General features: G+C 36.7%; 17 protein-coding genes. 10 read left to right on the forward strand and 7 right to left on the reverse strand.

Features of this window, described 5'->3' with window-relative positions:
* Position 1 precedes the first annotated feature (1 nt).
* Genes H7U22_RS18070 through H7U22_RS18085 form a run of 4 tightly spaced genes read right to left on the reverse strand, consistent with a single transcriptional unit; the run spans position 2 to position 2,134 of the window.
* Positions 2–385: a type II toxin-antitoxin system VapC family toxin gene (locus H7U22_RS18070; RefSeq protein WP_187072748.1), complete on the reverse strand. Its 384-nt coding sequence runs from the start codon at positions 383–385 to the stop codon at positions 2–4.
* Complete coding sequence (gene vapB / locus H7U22_RS18075) at positions 385–627, reverse strand: type II toxin-antitoxin system VapB family antitoxin (protein ID WP_187072749.1); 243 nt, start codon at positions 625–627, stop codon at positions 385–387. The genes H7U22_RS18070 and vapB overlap by 1 nt, the downstream gene beginning before the upstream one ends.
* A 20-nt stretch (positions 628–647) precedes the next feature.
* The gene (locus H7U22_RS18080) at positions 648–1,400 is read right to left on the reverse strand and encodes an ABC transporter ATP-binding protein (protein ID WP_187072750.1); all 753 of its coding nucleotides are present in this window, start codon (positions 1,398–1,400) and stop codon (positions 648–650) included.
* Positions 1,400–2,134, reverse strand: a complete 735-nt coding sequence (locus H7U22_RS18085) for an MlaE family ABC transporter permease (RefSeq protein ID WP_109926842.1) — start codon at positions 2,132–2,134, stop codon at positions 1,400–1,402. The genes H7U22_RS18080 and H7U22_RS18085 overlap by 1 nt, the downstream gene beginning before the upstream one ends.
* Positions 2,135–2,281: 147 nt before the next feature.
* Between H7U22_RS18085 and H7U22_RS18090 the strand changes: the two genes are divergently transcribed.
* The 4 genes from H7U22_RS18090 to H7U22_RS18105 all read left to right on the forward strand — a co-directional run bounded on the left by H7U22_RS18090 (position 2,282) and on the right by H7U22_RS18105 (position 5,365).
* Complete coding sequence (locus H7U22_RS18090; RefSeq protein ID WP_248284796.1) at positions 2,282–2,971, forward strand: SDR family oxidoreductase; 690 nt, start codon at positions 2,282–2,284, stop codon at positions 2,969–2,971.
* 40 nt (positions 2,972–3,011) lie between these two features.
* Positions 3,012–3,704: a PspC domain-containing protein gene (locus H7U22_RS18095; protein ID WP_187072752.1), complete on the forward strand. Its 693-nt coding sequence runs from the start codon at positions 3,012–3,014 to the stop codon at positions 3,702–3,704.
* Positions 3,705–3,709: 5 nt separating this feature from the next.
* Positions 3,710–4,693 (forward strand): LiaF transmembrane domain-containing protein, encoded by a 984-nt coding sequence (locus H7U22_RS18100; RefSeq protein ID WP_187072753.1) that lies wholly within the window; start codon positions 3,710–3,712, stop codon positions 4,691–4,693.
* A gap of 63 nt (positions 4,694–4,756) precedes the next feature.
* Positions 4,757–5,365, forward strand: a complete 609-nt coding sequence (locus H7U22_RS18105) for an RDD family protein (protein ID WP_187072754.1) — start codon at positions 4,757–4,759, stop codon at positions 5,363–5,365.
* Positions 5,366–5,463: 98 nt separating this feature from the next.
* On the opposite strand, the gene H7U22_RS18110 is transcribed toward H7U22_RS18105, so the two are convergent.
* Complete coding sequence (locus tag H7U22_RS18110; RefSeq protein ID WP_187072755.1) at positions 5,464–6,660, reverse strand: ATP-binding protein; 1,197 nt, start codon at positions 6,658–6,660, stop codon at positions 5,464–5,466.
* A gap of 184 nt (positions 6,661–6,844) precedes the next feature.
* Between H7U22_RS18110 and ispG the strand changes: the two genes are divergently transcribed.
* Positions 6,845–8,824, forward strand: coding sequence for a (E)-4-hydroxy-3-methylbut-2-enyl-diphosphate synthase (gene ispG / locus H7U22_RS18115; protein WP_187072756.1), 1,980 nt, complete (start codon positions 6,845–6,847; stop codon positions 8,822–8,824).
* Between the two features lie 127 nt (positions 8,825–8,951).
* Complete coding sequence (locus H7U22_RS18120; RefSeq protein ID WP_187072757.1) at positions 8,952–10,226, forward strand: mechanosensitive ion channel family protein; 1,275 nt, start codon at positions 8,952–8,954, stop codon at positions 10,224–10,226.
* Positions 10,227–10,378: 152 nt separating this feature from the next.
* On the opposite strand, the gene H7U22_RS18125 is transcribed toward H7U22_RS18120, so the two are convergent.
* Together H7U22_RS18125 and H7U22_RS18130 are read right to left on the reverse strand one after the other, a co-directional pair.
* Positions 10,379–11,206, reverse strand: a complete 828-nt coding sequence (locus H7U22_RS18125) for an alpha/beta hydrolase family protein (RefSeq protein WP_187072758.1) — start codon at positions 11,204–11,206, stop codon at positions 10,379–10,381.
* A 378-nt stretch (positions 11,207–11,584) separates the two neighbouring features.
* Positions 11,585–11,965, reverse strand: a complete 381-nt coding sequence (locus tag H7U22_RS18130; RefSeq protein WP_187072759.1) for a DoxX family protein — start codon at positions 11,963–11,965, stop codon at positions 11,585–11,587.
* Positions 11,966–12,089: 124 nt separating this feature from the next.
* On the opposite strand from H7U22_RS18130, the gene hemA reads away from it, so the two are divergent.
* From hemA to hemL, 4 genes are all read left to right on the forward strand, one after another.
* Entirely contained in the window at positions 12,090–13,316 is a 1,227-nt protein-coding gene (hemA, locus tag H7U22_RS18135) for a glutamyl-tRNA reductase (protein ID WP_187072760.1), read from the forward strand.
* A gap of 424 nt (positions 13,317–13,740) precedes the next feature.
* A complete protein-coding gene (gene hemC / locus H7U22_RS18140) occupies positions 13,741–15,321 on the forward strand; it encodes a hydroxymethylbilane synthase (RefSeq protein ID WP_187072761.1) in 1,581 nt (526 codons plus the stop codon).
* A 290-nt stretch (positions 15,322–15,611) separates the two neighbouring features.
* Positions 15,612–16,580, forward strand: coding sequence for a porphobilinogen synthase (gene hemB / locus H7U22_RS18145; protein ID WP_187072762.1), 969 nt, complete (start codon positions 15,612–15,614; stop codon positions 16,578–16,580).
* A 96-nt stretch (positions 16,581–16,676) separates the two neighbouring features.
* Positions 16,677–18,050 carry a glutamate-1-semialdehyde 2,1-aminomutase gene (gene hemL, locus H7U22_RS18150; RefSeq protein WP_187072763.1) on the forward strand — a complete coding sequence of 458 codons (1,374 nt, stop codon included), beginning with the start codon at positions 16,677–16,679 and terminating at the stop codon, positions 18,048–18,050.
* Positions 18,051–18,476 lie beyond the last annotated feature (426 nt).

Genomic DNA, 18,476 nt, shown 5'->3' on the forward strand with positions numbered 1-18,476 from the left:
ATTAAAGTAACTTTAAATTTGGATAATTTCTGATGTGTTGGTCATCAGTTATTAGTGTTAAATCATCTGCAATTGCTTGCGAAATGATTATCCTATCAAAAGGATCCCTGTGAATAATAGGCAGAGTTAAATAGGTGTCAAGATGTAGTTTTTGTATGTTTAATACTGATATATTTAAATTTTCAATTAAATTATACATTTCTTGAAGATTTCTGGTTAAGGTTAATTTTCCGATATTAATTTTAATAACTATTTCCCAGATACTGGCAATGCTTAGAAATATATCATTATTTACATCCTCGATAGATTTTATTGACTTATTGATAAAAGTATCATCTTTATTTATTAAGGAAATAAATATATGCGTATCAATTAAATATCGCATTACATGTAGTCTTTCAAATCGTCTAATGGCTCGTTAAAATCTTTAGGAATAATAAATAATCCCTTTGCAGCACCATATAAACTCTTTGGTTCTTCGACTAAGTCCTTTTTCTCATCTGTTGATTTGAAGAAACTTTTAGAATGCTTTGCTTTCAAAAAATCAATAAAATCTTCAACCTCGTTTACCATGCTTTCTGGTAAGGTCTCTAACTTGTGAATGATATTTTTAGTTGCAGTAGTCATATTCAAATATAATAAATTTCTTAAAACTTATCTTTTGCGGCTTTCATAAAACGGCTGGCAAATACAAAGTCGTTAAGCTCTTGAATATCGGTATGAGCGATTTCCTTATTACTGCCTTCCCAGAATTTTTTTCCTTCATGCAAAAATAAAATATAATCGCCAATTCCCATTACAGAGTTCATATCGTGAGTTACCACGATGGTAGTTGTTTTATATTCTTCAGTAAGTTCCTTAATTAATTCATCAATAACGATGGATGTTTTCGGGTCTAATCCAGAGTTGGGTTCATCGCAAAACAAATATTTAGGATTCATCGCAATTGCACGAGCAATACCAACTCTCTTTTTCATTCCTCCTGATAATTCAGATGGAAATAATTTGTTTTTTCCTTCCAGGTTAACCCGCTCCAAACAGAAGTTTACACGATCAAGTTTTTCACTTCTAGATTGGGTTGTAAACATATTTAAAGGAAACATAATGTTTTCTTCAACCGTCATACTATCAAAAAGTGCTGATCCCTGAAAAAGCATCCCAATTTCCTTACGTACATCAATCCGCTGTTCGTAGCTCATCGGTGTAAAATCTCTTCCATCGTAAAGTACAGAGCCAGAATCTGGCTGATGCAAACCAACCATACATTTCAATAAAGTGGTTTTTCCTGATCCAGAACCTCCAATAATTAAATTGGTTACACCTTCTTGAAATACTCCTGAAATGCCTTTTAAAACATCATTTCCAGAAAACGATTTATAAATATCTTTTATTTCAATCATTACAATAATAGTTGAGTAACCAAATAATCGCAAACAAGAATAGAAATACAGCTTATTACAACTGCTCTTGTACTTGCAAGTGAAACTTCTAATGCACCACCTTTAACGTAGAAACCTTCGTAAGCTGGTACAGATGTGATAATGAAACCAAAAACAAAAGCTTTAACCAAAGCAACCGTAATGGTATATGGGTTAAAATCAGTTGTAATCCCTTGAATGTATTCTGCTGGAGTAACTGCGCCAGAGATAGAACCACCAATGTAACCACCAGTAATGCTTAAGAACATAGAAATGATAACCAACATTGGTACCATAGTTATGCCCGAAATAATTTTAGGTAGGATTAAATATCCGGGAGCATTTATCCCCATAATTTCCAAAGCATCAATTTGCTCAGTAACCCGCATAGAGCCGATTTCCGAAGAAATTGCCGAACCGATTTTACCAGCCAGTACAATTGCGCTAATGGTTGGACTAAGTTCTAAAATACTCGAATCTCGGTTTACTGAACCGATAATTGTTTTTGGGATAAAATCACTAACCAGCTGGAAAGCAATTTGTAGCGTCATTACCGCACCAATAAAGGTGGAGATAATTGCAATAAGACCTAAAGAGCCTACACCTACATAATCCATCTGTTTGGCTATTTCCTTAAGATATATCTTTAGTTTTTCCGGCCTTCTAAATACAGATTTGAGTAGCAGGATGTATCTGCCGAAATTGGTAAAATTCATTCCGTATGTTTTTGCTTAATTTAAATGATCATTCTATAATACTACAAAGAAACGATAAAAAAGTTGTAGGCTTTGGTTAATTACAGAAATATTCGTGGTTTTAAATATAAATATGGTTTTTTGCTTACAAAAATTAAACCACAAAACATGAAAGCGGTAATAACAGGAGCAACAAAAGGAATTGGCAGAGCTATAGCAATTAAACTTTGGAATGAGGGTTATCACCTAGCGCTTGTTGCCAGAAGTTTACCTGAACTTGAGAAATTTCGGGATGAATTATTTTTAACTGGAAGAACAGTTTTAATTTATTCGGTTGATTGTTCCATAAAAGAAGAAGTGTACAAATTTTTAAATACAGCTGATAAGGAGTTCGGCAATATAGATGTATTGGTGAATAATGTTGGTGCTTTCTTGCCAGGATCTATGCTTGATGAAGAAGATGAGACCTTTGAAAAGCAGCAAAATATAAATGTTAACGCGGGGTATTACATCAGTAAGTTTTATGGTAAAAAAATGCGTTCGGAAAAGCATGGGCACATCTTCAACATCTGTTCTGTTGCCAGTAAAGCACCTGTAAAAAATGGTGGCAGTTATAGTGTAACAAAAGCAGCGATGCTAAGTCTTAATCATGTATTGCGGCAAGAGTTAGCTCCACACAACGTTAAAGTAACTGCTTTTTTGCCGGGTTCAACCAAAACTTCATCCTGGGAAGGAACAACAATTCCCGATGAAAAATTTGTACAGCCCGAAGATATTGCAGAAACTTTGTTTACCATTTTAAACTTAAGTAAAGGGGTAAATATTGATGAGGTTTTAATCACTCCGCTAGATTTTTAAACAAACCAAAGCATCCCTTTGGTACAAAATGAATAAGATTATGGAAAGGAAGCTTTTTAGAAACGAACACGATAAGATGATTGCCGGTGTAGCTTCAGGCCTTGCAGATTATATGCAAGTAGAGGTTACCATAATTAGATTATTGTTTGCATTATCGGCTATTTTTATGGCTGGAGGTGGCTTATTGGCCTATATAATTATGTGGATTATTGTTCCAGTAAATAATGATCCGGCATCAAGATTCTCAAAATTTAACGATTACTTTAACAAAAACAACCCAAACACCCCACCGTTTGGAACCGCTGATCCATTTGCCTCTGCAAATGCAAACTGGAATCAGCCAATTAATGAAGGTGCAACAAAAAAACCTTTCGAAACGCAACCCGATTTTAGCAAGTTTAACAAACCAAACGATACTGGCCGTACAGTTGGAGGTTTATTGCTTTTAGTAATAGGATGTTTCTTTTTAATGCGTGAAATGGATTTTATTCCAGATTGGTTCAGCTTTAGAAACTTATTTAAGTTTATGTGGCCATTGGTGTTTATCGCTTTGGGTGTAAGCATAATTGCTAAATCGAAGAGAAAAAACGAATGGAACGCTTTTCAAAATCAACAGGCAACAGCTGAAGAAGATCCGAAAAAACCGGCAGATTTCTCTGAAGCAATTGTTGTAGAAGAAAAAGAAGCACCTAGAGGCGAAAACAATTCAACACCTACAAACCCTCAAGTATAAATATTATGAAATTAGATAGATTAATTTGGGGTATCATCCTGCTCTTTATTGGCGGTGTACTCTTACTAGAAAACTTTGGCGTTATAGATTTTTATTGGCGCAATGTATGGAGCTTTTGGCCTCTTTTGCTCATCATTTTTGGTTTAAATATCCTGTTCAACAGAAACAATTCTCAAACTGGAAGCATGATCTCCATTGCTGTTTTGGTAGTTGGTTTATCATTCCTTTTTTATCGAGGCCAACAACCTCCTGAACATTCTTCATGGTGGGGAAATCATTTTAAAAAAGGTGCTGACATAAATATTAGTGATGATGACGATGACAACGATAACGACGACAATGATCGCGATACCGCTTACAGCAGTTTAAATCTTACCCAACCATTTGTCGCGACAGAAAATGCCAAAAAAACTGTTTTGAATATATCTGGAGGTGGGATTTCTTTCAACTTAGATGGTGAAACAAATGAGCTAATTAATGCGGATGTTAAAAAAAGACATGGAAATTTTTCACTGAACAAAGTTGTTTCTGATAGTGCTACCGTTTTAACTTTTAAAATGGATGACAAGAAAAACAAATGGAATTTTGGTGATGGTGGCAATGATGTTAATTTTAAACTGAACAAAGCCCCAAACTGGGATGTTCTAATGAAATTGGGTGCAGGCGAGGCTGATTTTGATTTTGCAGAGTACAAGGTTCGTACTTTCCGTTTCGAGGGCGGTGCAGCATCTTTAGATATTAAATTTGGAGATTTATTGCCGATTACCGATGTAATTGTAAAATCTGGCGTAGCCGATGTTAAAATAAAAGTACCAACAAATTCGGGTTGCAGAATCAATACAAAAACAGGTTTATCAGCAAAAGATTTCGAAGGTTTTGAAAAAATAAGCGATGGCGTTTACGAAACTTCAAATTATAAAACATCAGCCAAAAAAATCTTTATTAATTTGGATGGTGGATTGAGTAACTTTGAGGTGAGCAGATACTAGTAAGTTCAAAGGTGAAAGCTTAAAGACTAAAGCTTAACGTTCGGACTTTAATCTTAAAACCCAATGAATTCTGAGTATACAGTAGTTATTAATGGTAAGCCACAAGGGCCCTATAATTTATCCGAGCTTGGTGATTTAAACATCACGCTGAATACATTTATACGCAAGCCTGGAATGGACGATTATAAAGAAGCTCATGCAATTCCCGAATTGCGTGAGCTTTTGGGTTTTAGCTTTCAGAAAACGGCGCCACAATATTTTGCTGCTTTCGATCAGCGATTACTGGCTTCAGTAATCGATCATTTTTTGATCTTCGGAATTTATATCTTACTAATTTTAATCAGTTTTGTTTTTATCGAAGGGAAAGACCAAAGAATTATGGCCTTCCTAATTCCGTTCCCCTCAATTTTTATAATTAAATTAATTTACGGAACATTTGCTGAGGCTTCTATAAAACAGGCGACTATAGGCAAACGTTTAATCAATATAAAAGTAAGCGATTTGGAAGGCAGTAGGATTTCTTTTGGAACTTCTGCCATTAGGAATTTTTCTAAAATTTTATCGGTTATTCCAGTTTTCTTTGGATATCTATATAGCTTCTTAAATAAAAAACATCAGTGTTGGCATGATATAGCCGCAAATACTTTAGTGATAAAAGATAGGTTGATATAGGTTTTATTAAGCGAAAACTTTAAAATAGAGATTCAAAGGTTTTCTTACATCAATTGTATTTGAACGCTTGATAGCTTAACTAATAATCATCTTTAAAATCAATAAAGCAACCCAAACATCCACAACGGAATTTTATTGCCCACACCAGCTTCCATGTCATCGACTGCTGTAAAAGAGTTTTCTATACCTGTTAATTGCTTGGCAGATTTCCCTTTTCCCCCAATTTCGAAAGTAAATTTATCATCAACTAAAAAATCCCCTTTTAATGGCAAGCTAACTTCATGCCCAGTATTTTTAAGCTGATTCATAAAAAAAGCCTCTCGTAACGAACCTTTATCGGTATTGTTTGGACTTAACGCAAAAGATAGATTGGTATTTTCTAAAAATATTTTATCTGGCTTTTGTAAGGTGCTGATGCTCTTGCCGGCTGCTGAAAGCGAATTTATTAACTTGGCATTGTTAAGGTAGTATAGATACTCTACAATCATATTTCGGCTAATACCAGTTTTTTCACTCAAGTTACTGATATTGGGTTTAAATGGCACATTGGTTGATAGGATATAAAGTAACTGATAAATTTTGCGAGAATGATGTGGGTTAAAACCTGCTATAAACTGTAAATCTTCTTCAATTATTAGCCGAACCACTTTTTCTAATTTTAAATGATAGGTGTTAATGTTTTCTAGAAAAAAGGGGTAGTAACCATTTTTTAAATAATCATTAAAGTATTGTAGAGGTTTAAATTTTGAAATTAAATCATGAGCAATTTCAACATGATGCTTAAGCAAATCTTCCAAAACAATTGCTTGCAAATTGGCAATGCCAGTAAAGCTTAAAAATTCTCTATAAGATAAGCCTGTTAATTCATATTGTACTGCCCTACGGCTTAAATCTGTATTTTGCCTTGAAATATTTATAATCGATGAGCCAGTGAACACTATTTTTAAGTCTTTATAAAAATCGTATATGTTTTTTATTTCTTTTGCCCAGCTGGGGTATTTATGCACTTCATCTATAAATAATGCTTTACCGCCATTTTGCCTAAATTCTTGTGCAAAGTCCGAAAGCAAATTATCTGTAAAATAAATATCATCCATTGTAATGTATAAAGCTTCTGAATTTAAGCCATAATTAGCCTTAATATGCTGCAAAATTAAAGTTGTTTTGCCTGTTCCCCTTGCTCCCAAAATGCTAATTAACCTATCATTCCAGTCTATGGCTTTTGCCAAAGGCCTAATAATATCCATAGCTTGTTGTTGTACAATTAAGTTCGATTTCAGCTTTAAATTTTCCATTTTGCTCTATATTATGAGCAAATATAACGTAAATTGATATAAATTTATAGCAAAATTACATATATTTGCTACTATAAAAAGCATAATTATATTCAAGACTCTATTTGTGTAAGCAATAAACTTACAACGTTCAAACATTTCGACTTTACAACATTTCAACTATAAAATCTATCTTTGTAGGGTAATGCAAGAACTTATTAAACCTAAGCCATTAGAAGGTGGTTACTGTAATAGTTTAACCACTTATTCGAGGTATTTAACCCGCGAAGTAAATATTGGAGATATCGCTTTGGGCGGTCACAATCCTATTCGTATCCAATCGATGACGACCACCGATACCATGAATACGTTGGCAACCGTAGAGCAAACTATCCGCATGGTAGAATCTGGTAGTGAATACGTTCGTATTACTGCGCCAAGCATTAAAGAAGCTGAAAATCTGGCCAATATCAAAAAAGAATTACGCTACCGAGGATACAATGTTCCTTTGATCGCCGATATCCATTTTACACCAAATGCAGCTGAAATGGCCGCAAGAATTGTAGAAAAGGTTCGTGTAAATCCGGGTAACTATGCCGATAAAAAGAAATTTGAAAACATAGAATATACTCAAGATACATATGATGCAGAACTATCAAGAATTTACAAAAAATTTATTCCGCTGGTAAAAATCTGTAAAGAATATGGCACAGCCATGCGGATTGGAACCAATCACGGCTCTCTTTCTGACAGGATTATGAGCCATTACGGCGATACACCACGAGGAATGGTAGAATCGGCGATGGAATTTATCCGCATGTGCGAAGATCAAAATTACTATAATTTGGTTATCTCCATGAAAGCCAGCAATACGCAGGTTATGGTTCAAGCTTACCGTTTATTAGTCGAAACCATGGCTAAAGAGGGGATGAATTATCCGCTACATTTGGGTGTTACAGAAGCAGGTGATGGCGAAGATGGACGAATAAAATCTGCCGTTGGTATTGGAACTTTATTGGAAGATGGGTTAGGCGACACTATTCGTGTTTCCTTAACCGAAGACCCGGAATTTGAAGCGCCTGTGGCAAAAGCTTTGGCTGATAGATACCTCCCCCGCATCATAAAGGAGGAGCTTCATACCAGTTCCCCCTTTAGGGGGTTAGGGGGTTATTCTCCTTATTCCTATTCCCGTAGAATTACAGAAACCGTTCAGCATATTGGCGGACATCACCACCCAGTTGTGATGATTGATGTTTCCAAAGAAAATCTCAAAGACCCATATTTTTTAAGTTCTGTAGGATACAATTACAGCGCCGGATTAGATAAATATAACCTTGCCGACCAAGCTTGTGATTTAGTTTATTTGGGTGATAATCTGCCATCTTTTTCTTTCCCCGGGAATTTAAAGCAGATTTATAATGCTAAAACTTGGCTAGGGTTAAAGGATAAAAATAATTGTCACCCGTTATTTACTTTTGAAGAATACAGCAATGCTGAGGTTAAAGATGAATTTCTAAACTTCGTTCAAATTGACGCCAAACAATTGAACAATTTAACAATAGAACAATCGAACCATAAAACAATTGAGCAATTGAACAATGTTGTCTTATTTTTAGAAACCACCGCTCTACATGGAATGGCTGAACAAAGAGCGTTTTTTGTGGCCTTGCAGGAAAAAAACATTCAAATTCCAGTGATTATCAAAAGGACTTATAAGGATTTAGATGCTGATAATTTGATGCTTTACGCTGCAACAGATATTGGTGCTTTATTTACCGATGGTTTTGGAGATGGGATTTGGATTGATGCTCCTGGTCAGAATTTGTCTTTATTAAATTCGACCAGCTTTGGTATTTTACAGGCAACCAGAACCAGAATTAGTAAAACAGAATATATTTCTTGTCCGAGTTGTGGCAGAACACTTTTCGATTTACAAGAAACTACCCAGCTTATTCGCTCCCGTACCGATCATTTAAAAGGACTTAAAATCGGGATTATGGGGTGCATTGTAAATGGCCCAGGCGAAATGGCCGATGCTGATTATGGTTATGTAGGCACTGGCCCAGATAAGATAACTTTATATCGCGGTCAGGAAGTGGTGAAAAAGAATGTAAATACTGCTTTTGCTTTAGATGAGTTAATTGATATTATAAAAGGTGATGGAAATTGGGTAGAGAAAGCTTAAAAAAATCGTCATTGCGAGGTACGAGGCAATCTATCTAATAATCCACATTTTTTTCTTAGTCTGTGTCCTCACAAATCATTACTTTAATAAGCCATAGTAGCTAACCAATAAACCCTAAATTACCTCAATGAAAATCCCAGAGTTCCAATCCATATTTAATGAGCTTAGAAACTGGCTTGTCGCTAAAGGCCTGGCGGGTAACGAACTTATTTATTCTTATTTCTTTATTGGATTAATTGGCGTAACGTTATTCCTCTTCATTACCATATTCTTAACCAGACAAGTTTTTATAGGTGCAGTAAAAGGAGCAAAAACGAAATCCAATTGGCAAAGGGCATTGTTCGAATTCAGGGTTTTTAGAGCATTTGCATTAATTTTTGGCGCCTATATAATTTACAATGCGGTTCCGTTTGTTTTTATAGATTTTAAAAACTGGCTTTTTTACGCATTAATTTTTGCTAAAATCTACATTGTCTTGGCTGTAATGTTTGCAATAAATGCATTCCTTAATGCATTGGTTTCCATCATGGAAGCCTCCAGAAAATATGCTGATAAGCCCATAAGAAGCTATAAACAAGTTGCTAAAATAGTTTTTTATATTGTTGGTTTTGTACTGATCCTTTCTATCATTCTGAATGAATCTCCTGTGTATATTTTCGGTGGATTTGGAGCCGTAACCGCGGTATTTATTTTGGTTTTTCGCGACCCGATTTTGGGTTTTGTAGCGTCTGTTCAAATGAGTGCCATTGATTTGGTGCGGGTTGGCGATTGGATTACCGTAGAAAAATATGGTGCCGATGGCGAAGTAACTGAAATTAATTTAACAACAATTAAAGTTCGAAATTGGGATAAAACCGTAACCATTGTTCCGAGTTATGCCATTGTGAGCGAGTCGTTTAAAAATTGGCGGGCGATGGAAGAAAGTGAAGGTAGAAGAATTAAACGTCACATTAATATTAAAATTTCGAGTATCAAATTTTGTGATGAAGAATTGATAAATCGACTGAAAAGCATCGATTTTTTAAAGGATTATCTGAAAGAAACTCAACTGCAAATCGAAACGTTCAACGCAGAAAACACGGTAAATCCTAACAATTTGGTTAACGGCCGCCACATGACTAACATTGGAACTTTTAGGGTTTATGCAGAAAAATATCTGGAAAGCAATCCTTACATTAATACCGATTTAACGTTTATGGTCCGCCAGTTGCAGGCCACAGAAAACGGACTTCCGATAGAAATTTATGTTTTCTCAAAGGAGAAAGGTTTAAAGAAATTCGAAGAAGTCGCTGCAGATATTTTCGACCACCTGTTGGCTGCGGTTCCGTATTTTGACTTGGAAATTTTCCAAAGCCCGAGTGGAAGCGATATGCGTGGTTTTGTTAGGCGAGGAAATGATTAACTTTGTTGCTGTCATTCTGAACGCAGTGAAGAATCCCTAACCTATTGGCTCTGCACTAAAACACAGCACTTCCATTTTTGTGGGCTGTGGGTTAATTTATGATTGTGTTTCATAGCCTGCAGATTCTTCGGAACTCAGAATGACAGCAGGTCTTATTCTCCCCCCAAAAATACCAAACACTTTTCGCAAACTTTAAATAAAAGTGGCGGTAAAGTTTCATTTTCATAAGGTTGCGTTGCGCCATAAACATGGTTTGCCCCCTCAATTTTAACCAATCTGCTATTTGGATTTGCATCAGCAAGTTTCTGTGCATGTTCAAAAGGAACATTTACATCATCATCGCCCTGAACAATTAACCATGGAATGTTAATCCGTTTTGAAGCATTGAGGATATTAAATGTTTCATCGTTTTCTTCGAAATCTTCTAATAAAGTAACATTCAAGGGCATTTGCTCTTTCGTTCTGGCATTAACTACGAAGATTTTGCCAGTCTTTTTCCACTCGCTTTCTTGTTCCTTTTTCCATAGACTATTGAAACTCGAAATGGCACTCCAAGTAATTAATTTATTGATACGCAAATCATTTGATGCCTCGATTATCGCCAAACCACCACCGCGACTATGGCCAATTAGATTTATTTCAGTTCCTTTTCCGTAGGCTTTTTCTATGAAATCGAGCACTGCATTGATGTCGAAAAGTTCTTTTGAAACGGTATTGTTTGCGAAAGTTTCCATGTCGGTAACATCTATCGGGTTATCCGCAGGAACACCGCTATGTGATAAATTAAACTTGATATAGCGATAGCCATTGCTTGCAAAATACCTTGCAACTAAATTATGAGCGCCCCAATCTTTAAAACCTTTAAAGCCATGAACGAAAAGTACAATTGGTGTATTTGGGTTTTTATCATCGAAAGTAATGTCGCCAATGATTAATTTTCCATCTGCACCGCTGAGGCTGAAATCGCTTTGTGTAATCATATTTAAGGAATTGATATAATTTATAAACCTACGAAAACGAAATTTGTTGTAAATACCTGAGTAGATTTTTGAACAACTTTGAGGGATATTCCCCTCTTTTAGAGGGGTGCCCGCAGGGTGGGGTGTTTCTAAATTCCTAGCACTTACCCACATTCTTTAAACCCGATAGAAGTGGAAATACTTTTTGTTGCAGGTCTTCGACGGGCTCAGACTGACAATCGTAAAAAGATTGGAACGAATAGCGGGGCTAACCTACAAATGAAAAACAGAACCTTGCTTTTCTAATCATTTCAATTGAATTAATATTTCACCAAGTAAGGAATGTAAGAAAATATAAGCTAATGCCTCATAACCTGGTTTTAGAACTTACTGTATTTACTATTTGCCGGGATTTCTAAAATAATACCAAGCCCAGCCAATAAATAGCAATTGAAAAGGCAATCTTATCCAGGCGATAAATGGTGTAACCAAAATTTTCCCGAGCATAAATGGCGCAATTTGAATCATGTAAATATGAGCAGGCATAAAGGCAAGAAGCATCAAAATAATTAATAAAGAAGCTAGTTTTCGGGTTCTTGAAAAGAGCAATAATACGCCGAGAATAATTTCGATTACACCCGAGAGGTAAATTAAAAATCCATGGGCGGGCAACCATTTCGGCATTATTGCGTAATAACCGTCAGTGGAGATAAAGTGATTACAGCCCGCAAGGATATAGGAAACGGCATAAATCCACAGGAAAATTTTATATCGAATCATAATTTGTAATCTTTTTCTGTTTATTTAAAACCGTTCTAAATTGATGTAAATTACAGATTAATGACGGTCGCATACATTAACCGTGTTACTTTTGTATCCCGATAATAGTTAATAACGGAAGCACTTGGAATATTTAAAAGTAATCGCTTTTACGCATCACCACATTGACCTAAAATCTTTAGGAAAGTTAGTTATTTGTGATGAAAGTCTGGATAACAGGTTGAAGAATATTCAAACGGAACTTCCCGTTAGCGAGATTTTTTACATCGGTACTTGTAATCGTGTAGAATTCGTTTTCCTTACTAAAGAAAAAACCGATAAAGAATTTGTAACCAAATTTCTTACCGTTTTGGATATGGGTTTGCCTCCAGAATTTATGGAGCGTTTTTTGGATAATGTTACCGTTTTCGAAAACGAAGAAGCTTTTAATCATCTTTTAAGAACATCGTGCTCTTTAGAAAGTTTGGTTGTTGGCGAAAAGGAAATTCTTGCACAAATCCGTAAAGCTTACGAAAGTTGCAGAGATGCTGGTTTTACTGGCGATTATATGCGCATGATTATGGAGCGGGTTGTTAAAACGGCGAAAGAAGTTTATACGCACACCAATATTTCAAAAAATCCGGTTTCTGTTGTTTCTCTGGCTTATCGCAAACTGAAAGAATTAAACATGTGTGGCAATTCACGCGTTTTAATTATCGGCGCTGGAGATACCAATCAGAATATTGCAAAATACCTTAATAAGCATAAATACTCAAATTTTTCTGTTTTCAACCGCACACTTTCCAAAGCCGAAACTTTGGCCGAAGAGTTAAACGGTAAGGCTTATCAATTAGACGCTTTAGAAAATTTTACGGATGGTTTCGATGTAATTATCACTTGTACAGGCTCTACTGAGCCGATTATTACCGAAGAACTTTATGCCAAATTACTCAATGGAGATACTGGCAAAAAAGTAATTGTTGATTTAGCAATTCCGAACGATGTTGCGCCGGCAGTTGTTCACAACCACCCAATTCACTACATCGAGGTAGAATCTTTAAAAGAAGTTGCCCGCAAAAATATTCAGGAACGTTACAACGAACTGGTTCACGCCGAAGATATCATCAGTGCAAATATTACCGAATTTTTTACTGTATTAAAGCAACGCCGAATCGAATTGGCTATGCAAGATGTGCCTAGAAAGATTAAGGAAATCAAGAATACAGCGATGAATGGTATTTTTGCAGAAGAAATTAGTCAGATGGATGAAACTTCTCGCGAGGTTTTGGAACGCGTAATGAACTACATGGAAAAGAAATGTATTTCTGTTCCGATGATTATGGCTAAGGAAATTTTGGTAAATCAATCGTAGCATTTAACCGCAAAGTTCACAAAGTTAAGGCGTAAAGAACGCCAAGATAAACCTTATATTTTCTTACATTTCTTAAGTTATAAACATAATTAGAAAAGCGGGTTTCTGTGCTTTTCGGCTATTTCAGTCCCGCTTTTCGTTACAATCTTTTTCAAACCTATAAGGTTTTCAAAACCTTATAGGTTTAATCAAAAGTATTTTCACTTCAATCGGGTTTAAAGAATTTAAGACTGTGCAAGAAAGAAATAACCACCCCGCCCGGTGGGCACCCCTCCAAAGGAGGGGAATTATCCCTCAAAGTGCGAATACAATATGTCAACAAAAACCCAAAAACATATAATTCTGTAACCTCACTGTCGCATTTTTAAACATTTTACAAGATAAAGCCGTATTTAGTTAGATTTGCAAATCATTTAACAAAACAGTGAAGAAATTAACCATCGGAACACGCGGTAGCGACCTTGCTTTATGGCAGGCTAATCATATTAAAGATGAATTGGCTGCAATCGGAATAGAAGCTGAAATTAAAATCATTAAAACGCAGGGCGATAAAATCCTGAATTTAAGATTAGATAAATTAGAAGGAAAAGGTTTTTTTACCAAAGAATTGGAAGAAGAGCTTTTGGGTGGAACAATCGATTTGGCAGTTCATTGCCTTAAAGATTTGCCAACCAATCATCCTGCGGGTTTAACTATTGCCGCAATTCCGCCTCGTGAAGAAGCAACCGAATATCTTTTGATTTTAAAAGATTGCGTAGATGTTTCGCAAAAACTCTCTCTGAAAAAAGGAGCGATGGTGGGTACTTCATCAAACAGAAGAAAAGCCCAACTTTTGGGTTTACGCTCGGATTTGGAAATTGAAGATTTACGCGGAAACGTTCCAACTCGTATTCAAAAACTTCGTGATGAAGATTACGATGCCATTATGTTGGCCAAGGCAGGTATAAAACGTTTAGGTTTAGATGTTAGTGAATTTCATGTGGAAGAATTAGAACCGACCGAATTTGTTCCTGCACCAGCTCAAGGTGCTTTAGCAATTCAAATAAGGGAAAATGATACTGAACTTTTTGAGGCACTTCAAACATTACACGACCCAGCAACAGCTGAAGAGGTTGGTGTAGAACGTAAAGTTTTAAATATATTTGAGGGCGGTTGTCACATGCCTTTAGGTTGTTATTGCAAAAAAGAAGATGGCGCTTTCGAAGTGTGGACATCTAAAGCCGAAACTGCTGATGATTTCCCAGAACGTTTATTCCTGCGTTCTGAAACTACAGCCGGTTTGGCAGAAAAAATCGTTGCAAAATTTGATAAGGCACGAAAGAAACCTGCTAAAGTTTTCATCTCTCGTGAGATTGGCGAACACAGCTATTTCCGCAAAGCTTTAGAAAATAATAATATAGAAATTGAGGGTCGCTCGTTAATTCGGACGTTCCCGATTGTTACTGTTCTAGACCAGTTTATTCTAAAAAATATCGATTGGATTTTCTTCAGCAGTAGAAATAGTGTGGAGTATTTCTTCAACCTAAAACCGCAATTACCGAAGAAAACACAGTTTGGTGTAGTTGGAAGAGGTTCGGAAGATGCTTTGAGAAAGTTTAACCACTTTGCAGATTTCGTAGGTACGAGTGGCGATATTACAGAAGTAGCTGAAGATTTTGCGAAATTGGTTTCAGGTAAGCATGTGTTGTTTCCACGGGCACAGGATTCTTTACAATCCATTCAGAAATCTTTACCCGTTGATGCGAAAATTATCGATTTGCCTATTTACGAAACAGTAATCGAAGAAGATATCGACCAGAGTTATGCCGATGTTTTGATTTTCACTAGTCCATCAAACGTTGATGCTTACTTTGCTGATAATTTATTGGAACCTGGTCAGCAAGTAATTGCAATAGGAAATTCTACCGGAAAGAAATTTGATGAAATGGGTGTGACTTATGCATTGCCGTATTCTCCAGATGAAATTGGTTTAGCCGAAGCTGTTTTTGGGATAGAGATAAAATAAGGAAGTCGGGAAGTCCGAAGACTAAAGCGAAAAGAATAGCCACTTCGTCATTGCGAGGTACGAAGCAATCTTAATGCGATGGGCTTAGAGTAGCGATTGTTGTAAGATTGCTTCGTGCCTCGCAATGACGACCGCAAATAAAAAATACGAATCGGTGAAATCACTTTAATTCGTGTAATCATCCCGAAGGAAAAATAATACTCAAGTCTCGATACTTGATACTAATTACTAATACACTCGCTAAGTCCTCCCCTTTGGGGAGGGTTGGGTGGGGCTTTAATACTAATAATATGTTACATCGTCCGCGAAGATTGAGGAAAAACCCGTTGGTTAGAGAGATGGTAGCCGAAACCCGACTATCGAAAGATATGTTTGTGTACCCTTATTTTGTGGTGCCAGGAACGAATGTTACCCATGCGATTGATGCCATGCCAGGTGTAAACCATTATTCGGTTGATACTTTGGTTAAGGATGTTGAGGCTGGAATGAAGAAAGGTTTGAATAAAATCATGCTTTTTGGTGTAGGCGATGAAAAATCTGCCGATGCAAAATCTGCTTACCACGACCATTCGTTAGTACCAACGGCGGTGCGTGAATTGAAGAAACAATTTGGCGAAGATTTATATGTGATCACCGATGTTTGCGTTTGTTCTTATACCACTCACGGTCATTGCGGTATTTTAGAAAATGATTACGTTCAAAATGATAAAACAGTTGAAGTGATTGCCAAAATGGCTTTGACCCATGCTGAAGCAGGTGCTGATATGTTCGCCCCATCGGATATGATGGATGGCAGAATTGAAGCGATGCGGAATTTGTTAGATGAAAACGGTTTTGTAAATGCGGCTATAATGAGTCATGCAACAAAATTTGCATCTGCTTATTACGGTCCATTTAGGGAGGCCGCCGATTGTGCGCCAAGCAAAGGCGATAGAAAAGCTTATCAAATGGATTTTAGAAACCCTTTAGAGGCACTTCGTGAAGCACAATTAGATGAACAAGAGGGCGCTGATGTTTTGATGGTTAAACCTGGATTGGCTTATTTAGATATTATCCAAAGGCTGAAACAGGATACCAATTTGCCTATCGCAGTTTATAATGTTTCTGGAGAATATTCGATGGTTAAAGCAGCGGCAGAACGTGGCTGGGTTGATGAACAAAAAATTGTAATGGAAACCATGCATGCTTTCGCAAGAGCTGGAGCAAGTATTATTACCACTTACCACATTAAAGATATTTTAAATAACGATTGGATGTAGATAAGCTGAAAGCTTAAAGCCGAAAGACCAAAGCCATTTTATAACGCTTTACTTTTCGCTTTAAGTTTTAGTCTTTCAGCTTTTAGCTTAATAAAAATGTTAGATTCATTAAAGAAAATGTTTTCAGGCAACGAGGCCGATGTTCCATTAAACACAGGGAGTAAACCTGATATTTCGAGGGTAAAATCTGCAGAGTTGTACGAGAAATCAAAAACTTATTTTCCCGGTGGTGTAAATTCGCCTGTTAGAGCGTTTAAATCTGTTTACGGAACACCACTTTTTATCGAAAAGGGCGATGGTTGCTACATCTGGGATGCTGATGGAAACCAATTCATTGATTTCTGTGGAAGTTGGGGTCCGTTAATTTTGGGACATAACAATCCTAAAATCCGTGAGAAAGTGACCGAAGTAATGCAAAACGGAATGAGTTTTGGTGCACCAACAGCTTTGGAAAATGAATTGGCAGAACTGATTATTAAGAACAATCGTTATGTTGAGAAAATTCGTTTTACAAGCTCGGGAACGGAGGCAGTAATGTCGGCTATTCGACTGGCTAGAGGTTTTACAGGTAGAGATAAAATTTTGAAGTTTGAGGGTTGTTACCACGGGCATAGCGATTCGCTTTTGGTTAAAGCTGGTTCTGGCTTGGTTACTTTCGGCGAAACTTCATCTGCTGGCGTTCCAAAATCTTTTGCTGAAGAAACCATTGTAATTCCTTTGAACGATACAACCGCTATTGAGCAAGCTTTTGCGCAGTTTAAAGATCAAATTGCCGCCGTAATTATTGAGGGTATTCCTGCCAATAATGGTTTAATTATCCAGGATGAAGAGTATATTCATTTCTTGCGCAAGATCTGTACAGAGAACAATTCGCTTTTAATTTTCGATGAAGTAATTACTGGTTTCAGAGTTGGTTTTGAGGGAGCAGCTGCGCATTACGGTGTCAAACCTGATATTGTTACCTACGGAAAAATAATCGGTGGCGGTTTGCCTGTTGGCATGTATGGGGCATCGAATGCAATTATGGCGCACATTTCACCTGATGGTGGCGTTTACCAAGCAGGTACCTTATCAGGTAATCCGGTGGCAATGGCGGCTGGTATTGCGACTTTAACCGAGTTGAATAAATCGGGTTTCTATAAAGATTTGAATAATAAAACGCAGGATTTCGTAGCGAGTATTCAGCGTTTTGCCACCGCTAGAAACTATAAATTTAAAGTGTTTACGGTGGGTTCTATTTTTTGGTTTGCATTTACCGAAAAAGAAAAAATTCAATCTGCTGATGATATCGATGCAAGTAGCATGGAGAAATTCAAAATCATGCACCGTGAGTTGTTGAACCGTGGAATTTATTTAGGTCCATCGGGATATGAAGTTGGTTTCGTATCTTCAGCGCATACGAAGATAGAGTTAGAGAAAGCGAAGAGAGCGATTTTTGAGGCGTTGGATTTGGTTTTTAGGTCGTCGTAATATCGGCCCTTGCGGCTAATAGGTTTTAACCACCGAGGAAACGGAGGTTTTCACAGAGAGCAAAGAGGTTTTTTAACCATGTAAGACACATAAGAAAATATAAGCTCATGGTGGTTATAAAACTTTGAGGGGCAACTCCCCTCCTTATTTTCAAGGAGGGGTAGGGGGTGGCTTTAAGTTTGATGCACAAACCCAAAGTTATCTAAACCCGATTGAAGTGGAAATACTTTTGATGAAACCTCGTAGGTTTTTAAAACCTACGAGGTTTGAAAAAGATTGCAACGAAAAGCGGGACTGAAATAACCAAAGAAAACAGGAATTTGCTTTTCATAATCGACTAAGCTCAGTATTACATAAAATTAATGTTTCGTGAGGACACGAACCATGGTCATAATTAATAAATTAAAGCCCTTTTAGGGGTTGGGG

The sequence above is a fragment of the Pedobacter fastidiosus genome, from assembly GCF_014306625.1.
In the GTDB taxonomy this organism is placed as follows: domain Bacteria; phylum Bacteroidota; class Bacteroidia; order Sphingobacteriales; family Sphingobacteriaceae; genus Pedobacter; species Pedobacter fastidiosus.

What these genes read in the sequence shown, in the direction of transcription:
- H7U22_RS18070 (WP_187072748.1), bottom strand. Translation starts at nt 385, where the DNA reads ATGCGATATTTAATTGATACGCATATATTTATTTCCTTAATAAATAAA.
- H7U22_RS18110 (WP_187072755.1), bottom strand. Translation starts at nt 6,660, where the DNA reads ATGGAAAATTTAAAGCTGAAATCGAACTTAATTGTACAACAACAAGCT.
- hemL (WP_187072763.1), top strand. Translation starts at nt 16,677, where the DNA reads ATGTTAGATTCATTAAAGAAAATGTTTTCAGGCAACGAGGCCGATGTT.
- H7U22_RS18105 (WP_187072754.1), top strand. Translation starts at nt 4,757, where the DNA reads ATGAATTCTGAGTATACAGTAGTTATTAATGGTAAGCCACAAGGGCCC.
- H7U22_RS18085 (WP_109926842.1), bottom strand. Translation starts at nt 2,134, where the DNA reads ATGAATTTTACCAATTTCGGCAGATACATCCTGCTACTCAAATCTGTA.
- H7U22_RS18090 (WP_248284796.1), top strand. Translation starts at nt 2,282, where the DNA reads ATGAAAGCGGTAATAACAGGAGCAACAAAAGGAATTGGCAGAGCTATA.
- H7U22_RS18120 (WP_187072757.1), top strand. Translation starts at nt 8,952, where the DNA reads ATGAAAATCCCAGAGTTCCAATCCATATTTAATGAGCTTAGAAACTGG.
- H7U22_RS18130 (WP_187072759.1), bottom strand. Translation starts at nt 11,965, where the DNA reads ATGATTCGATATAAAATTTTCCTGTGGATTTATGCCGTTTCCTATATC.
- H7U22_RS18125 (WP_187072758.1), bottom strand. Translation starts at nt 11,206, where the DNA reads ATGATTACACAAAGCGATTTCAGCCTCAGCGGTGCAGATGGAAAATTA.
- vapB (WP_187072749.1), bottom strand. Translation starts at nt 627, where the DNA reads ATGACTACTGCAACTAAAAATATCATTCACAAGTTAGAGACCTTACCA.
- hemB (WP_187072762.1), top strand. Translation starts at nt 15,612, where the DNA reads ATGTTACATCGTCCGCGAAGATTGAGGAAAAACCCGTTGGTTAGAGAG.
- H7U22_RS18080 (WP_187072750.1), bottom strand. Translation starts at nt 1,400, where the DNA reads ATGATTGAAATAAAAGATATTTATAAATCGTTTTCTGGAAATGATGTT.
- H7U22_RS18095 (WP_187072752.1), top strand. Translation starts at nt 3,012, where the DNA reads ATGGAAAGGAAGCTTTTTAGAAACGAACACGATAAGATGATTGCCGGT.
- ispG (WP_187072756.1), top strand. Translation starts at nt 6,845, where the DNA reads ATGCAAGAACTTATTAAACCTAAGCCATTAGAAGGTGGTTACTGTAAT.
- H7U22_RS18100 (WP_187072753.1), top strand. Translation starts at nt 3,710, where the DNA reads ATGAAATTAGATAGATTAATTTGGGGTATCATCCTGCTCTTTATTGGC.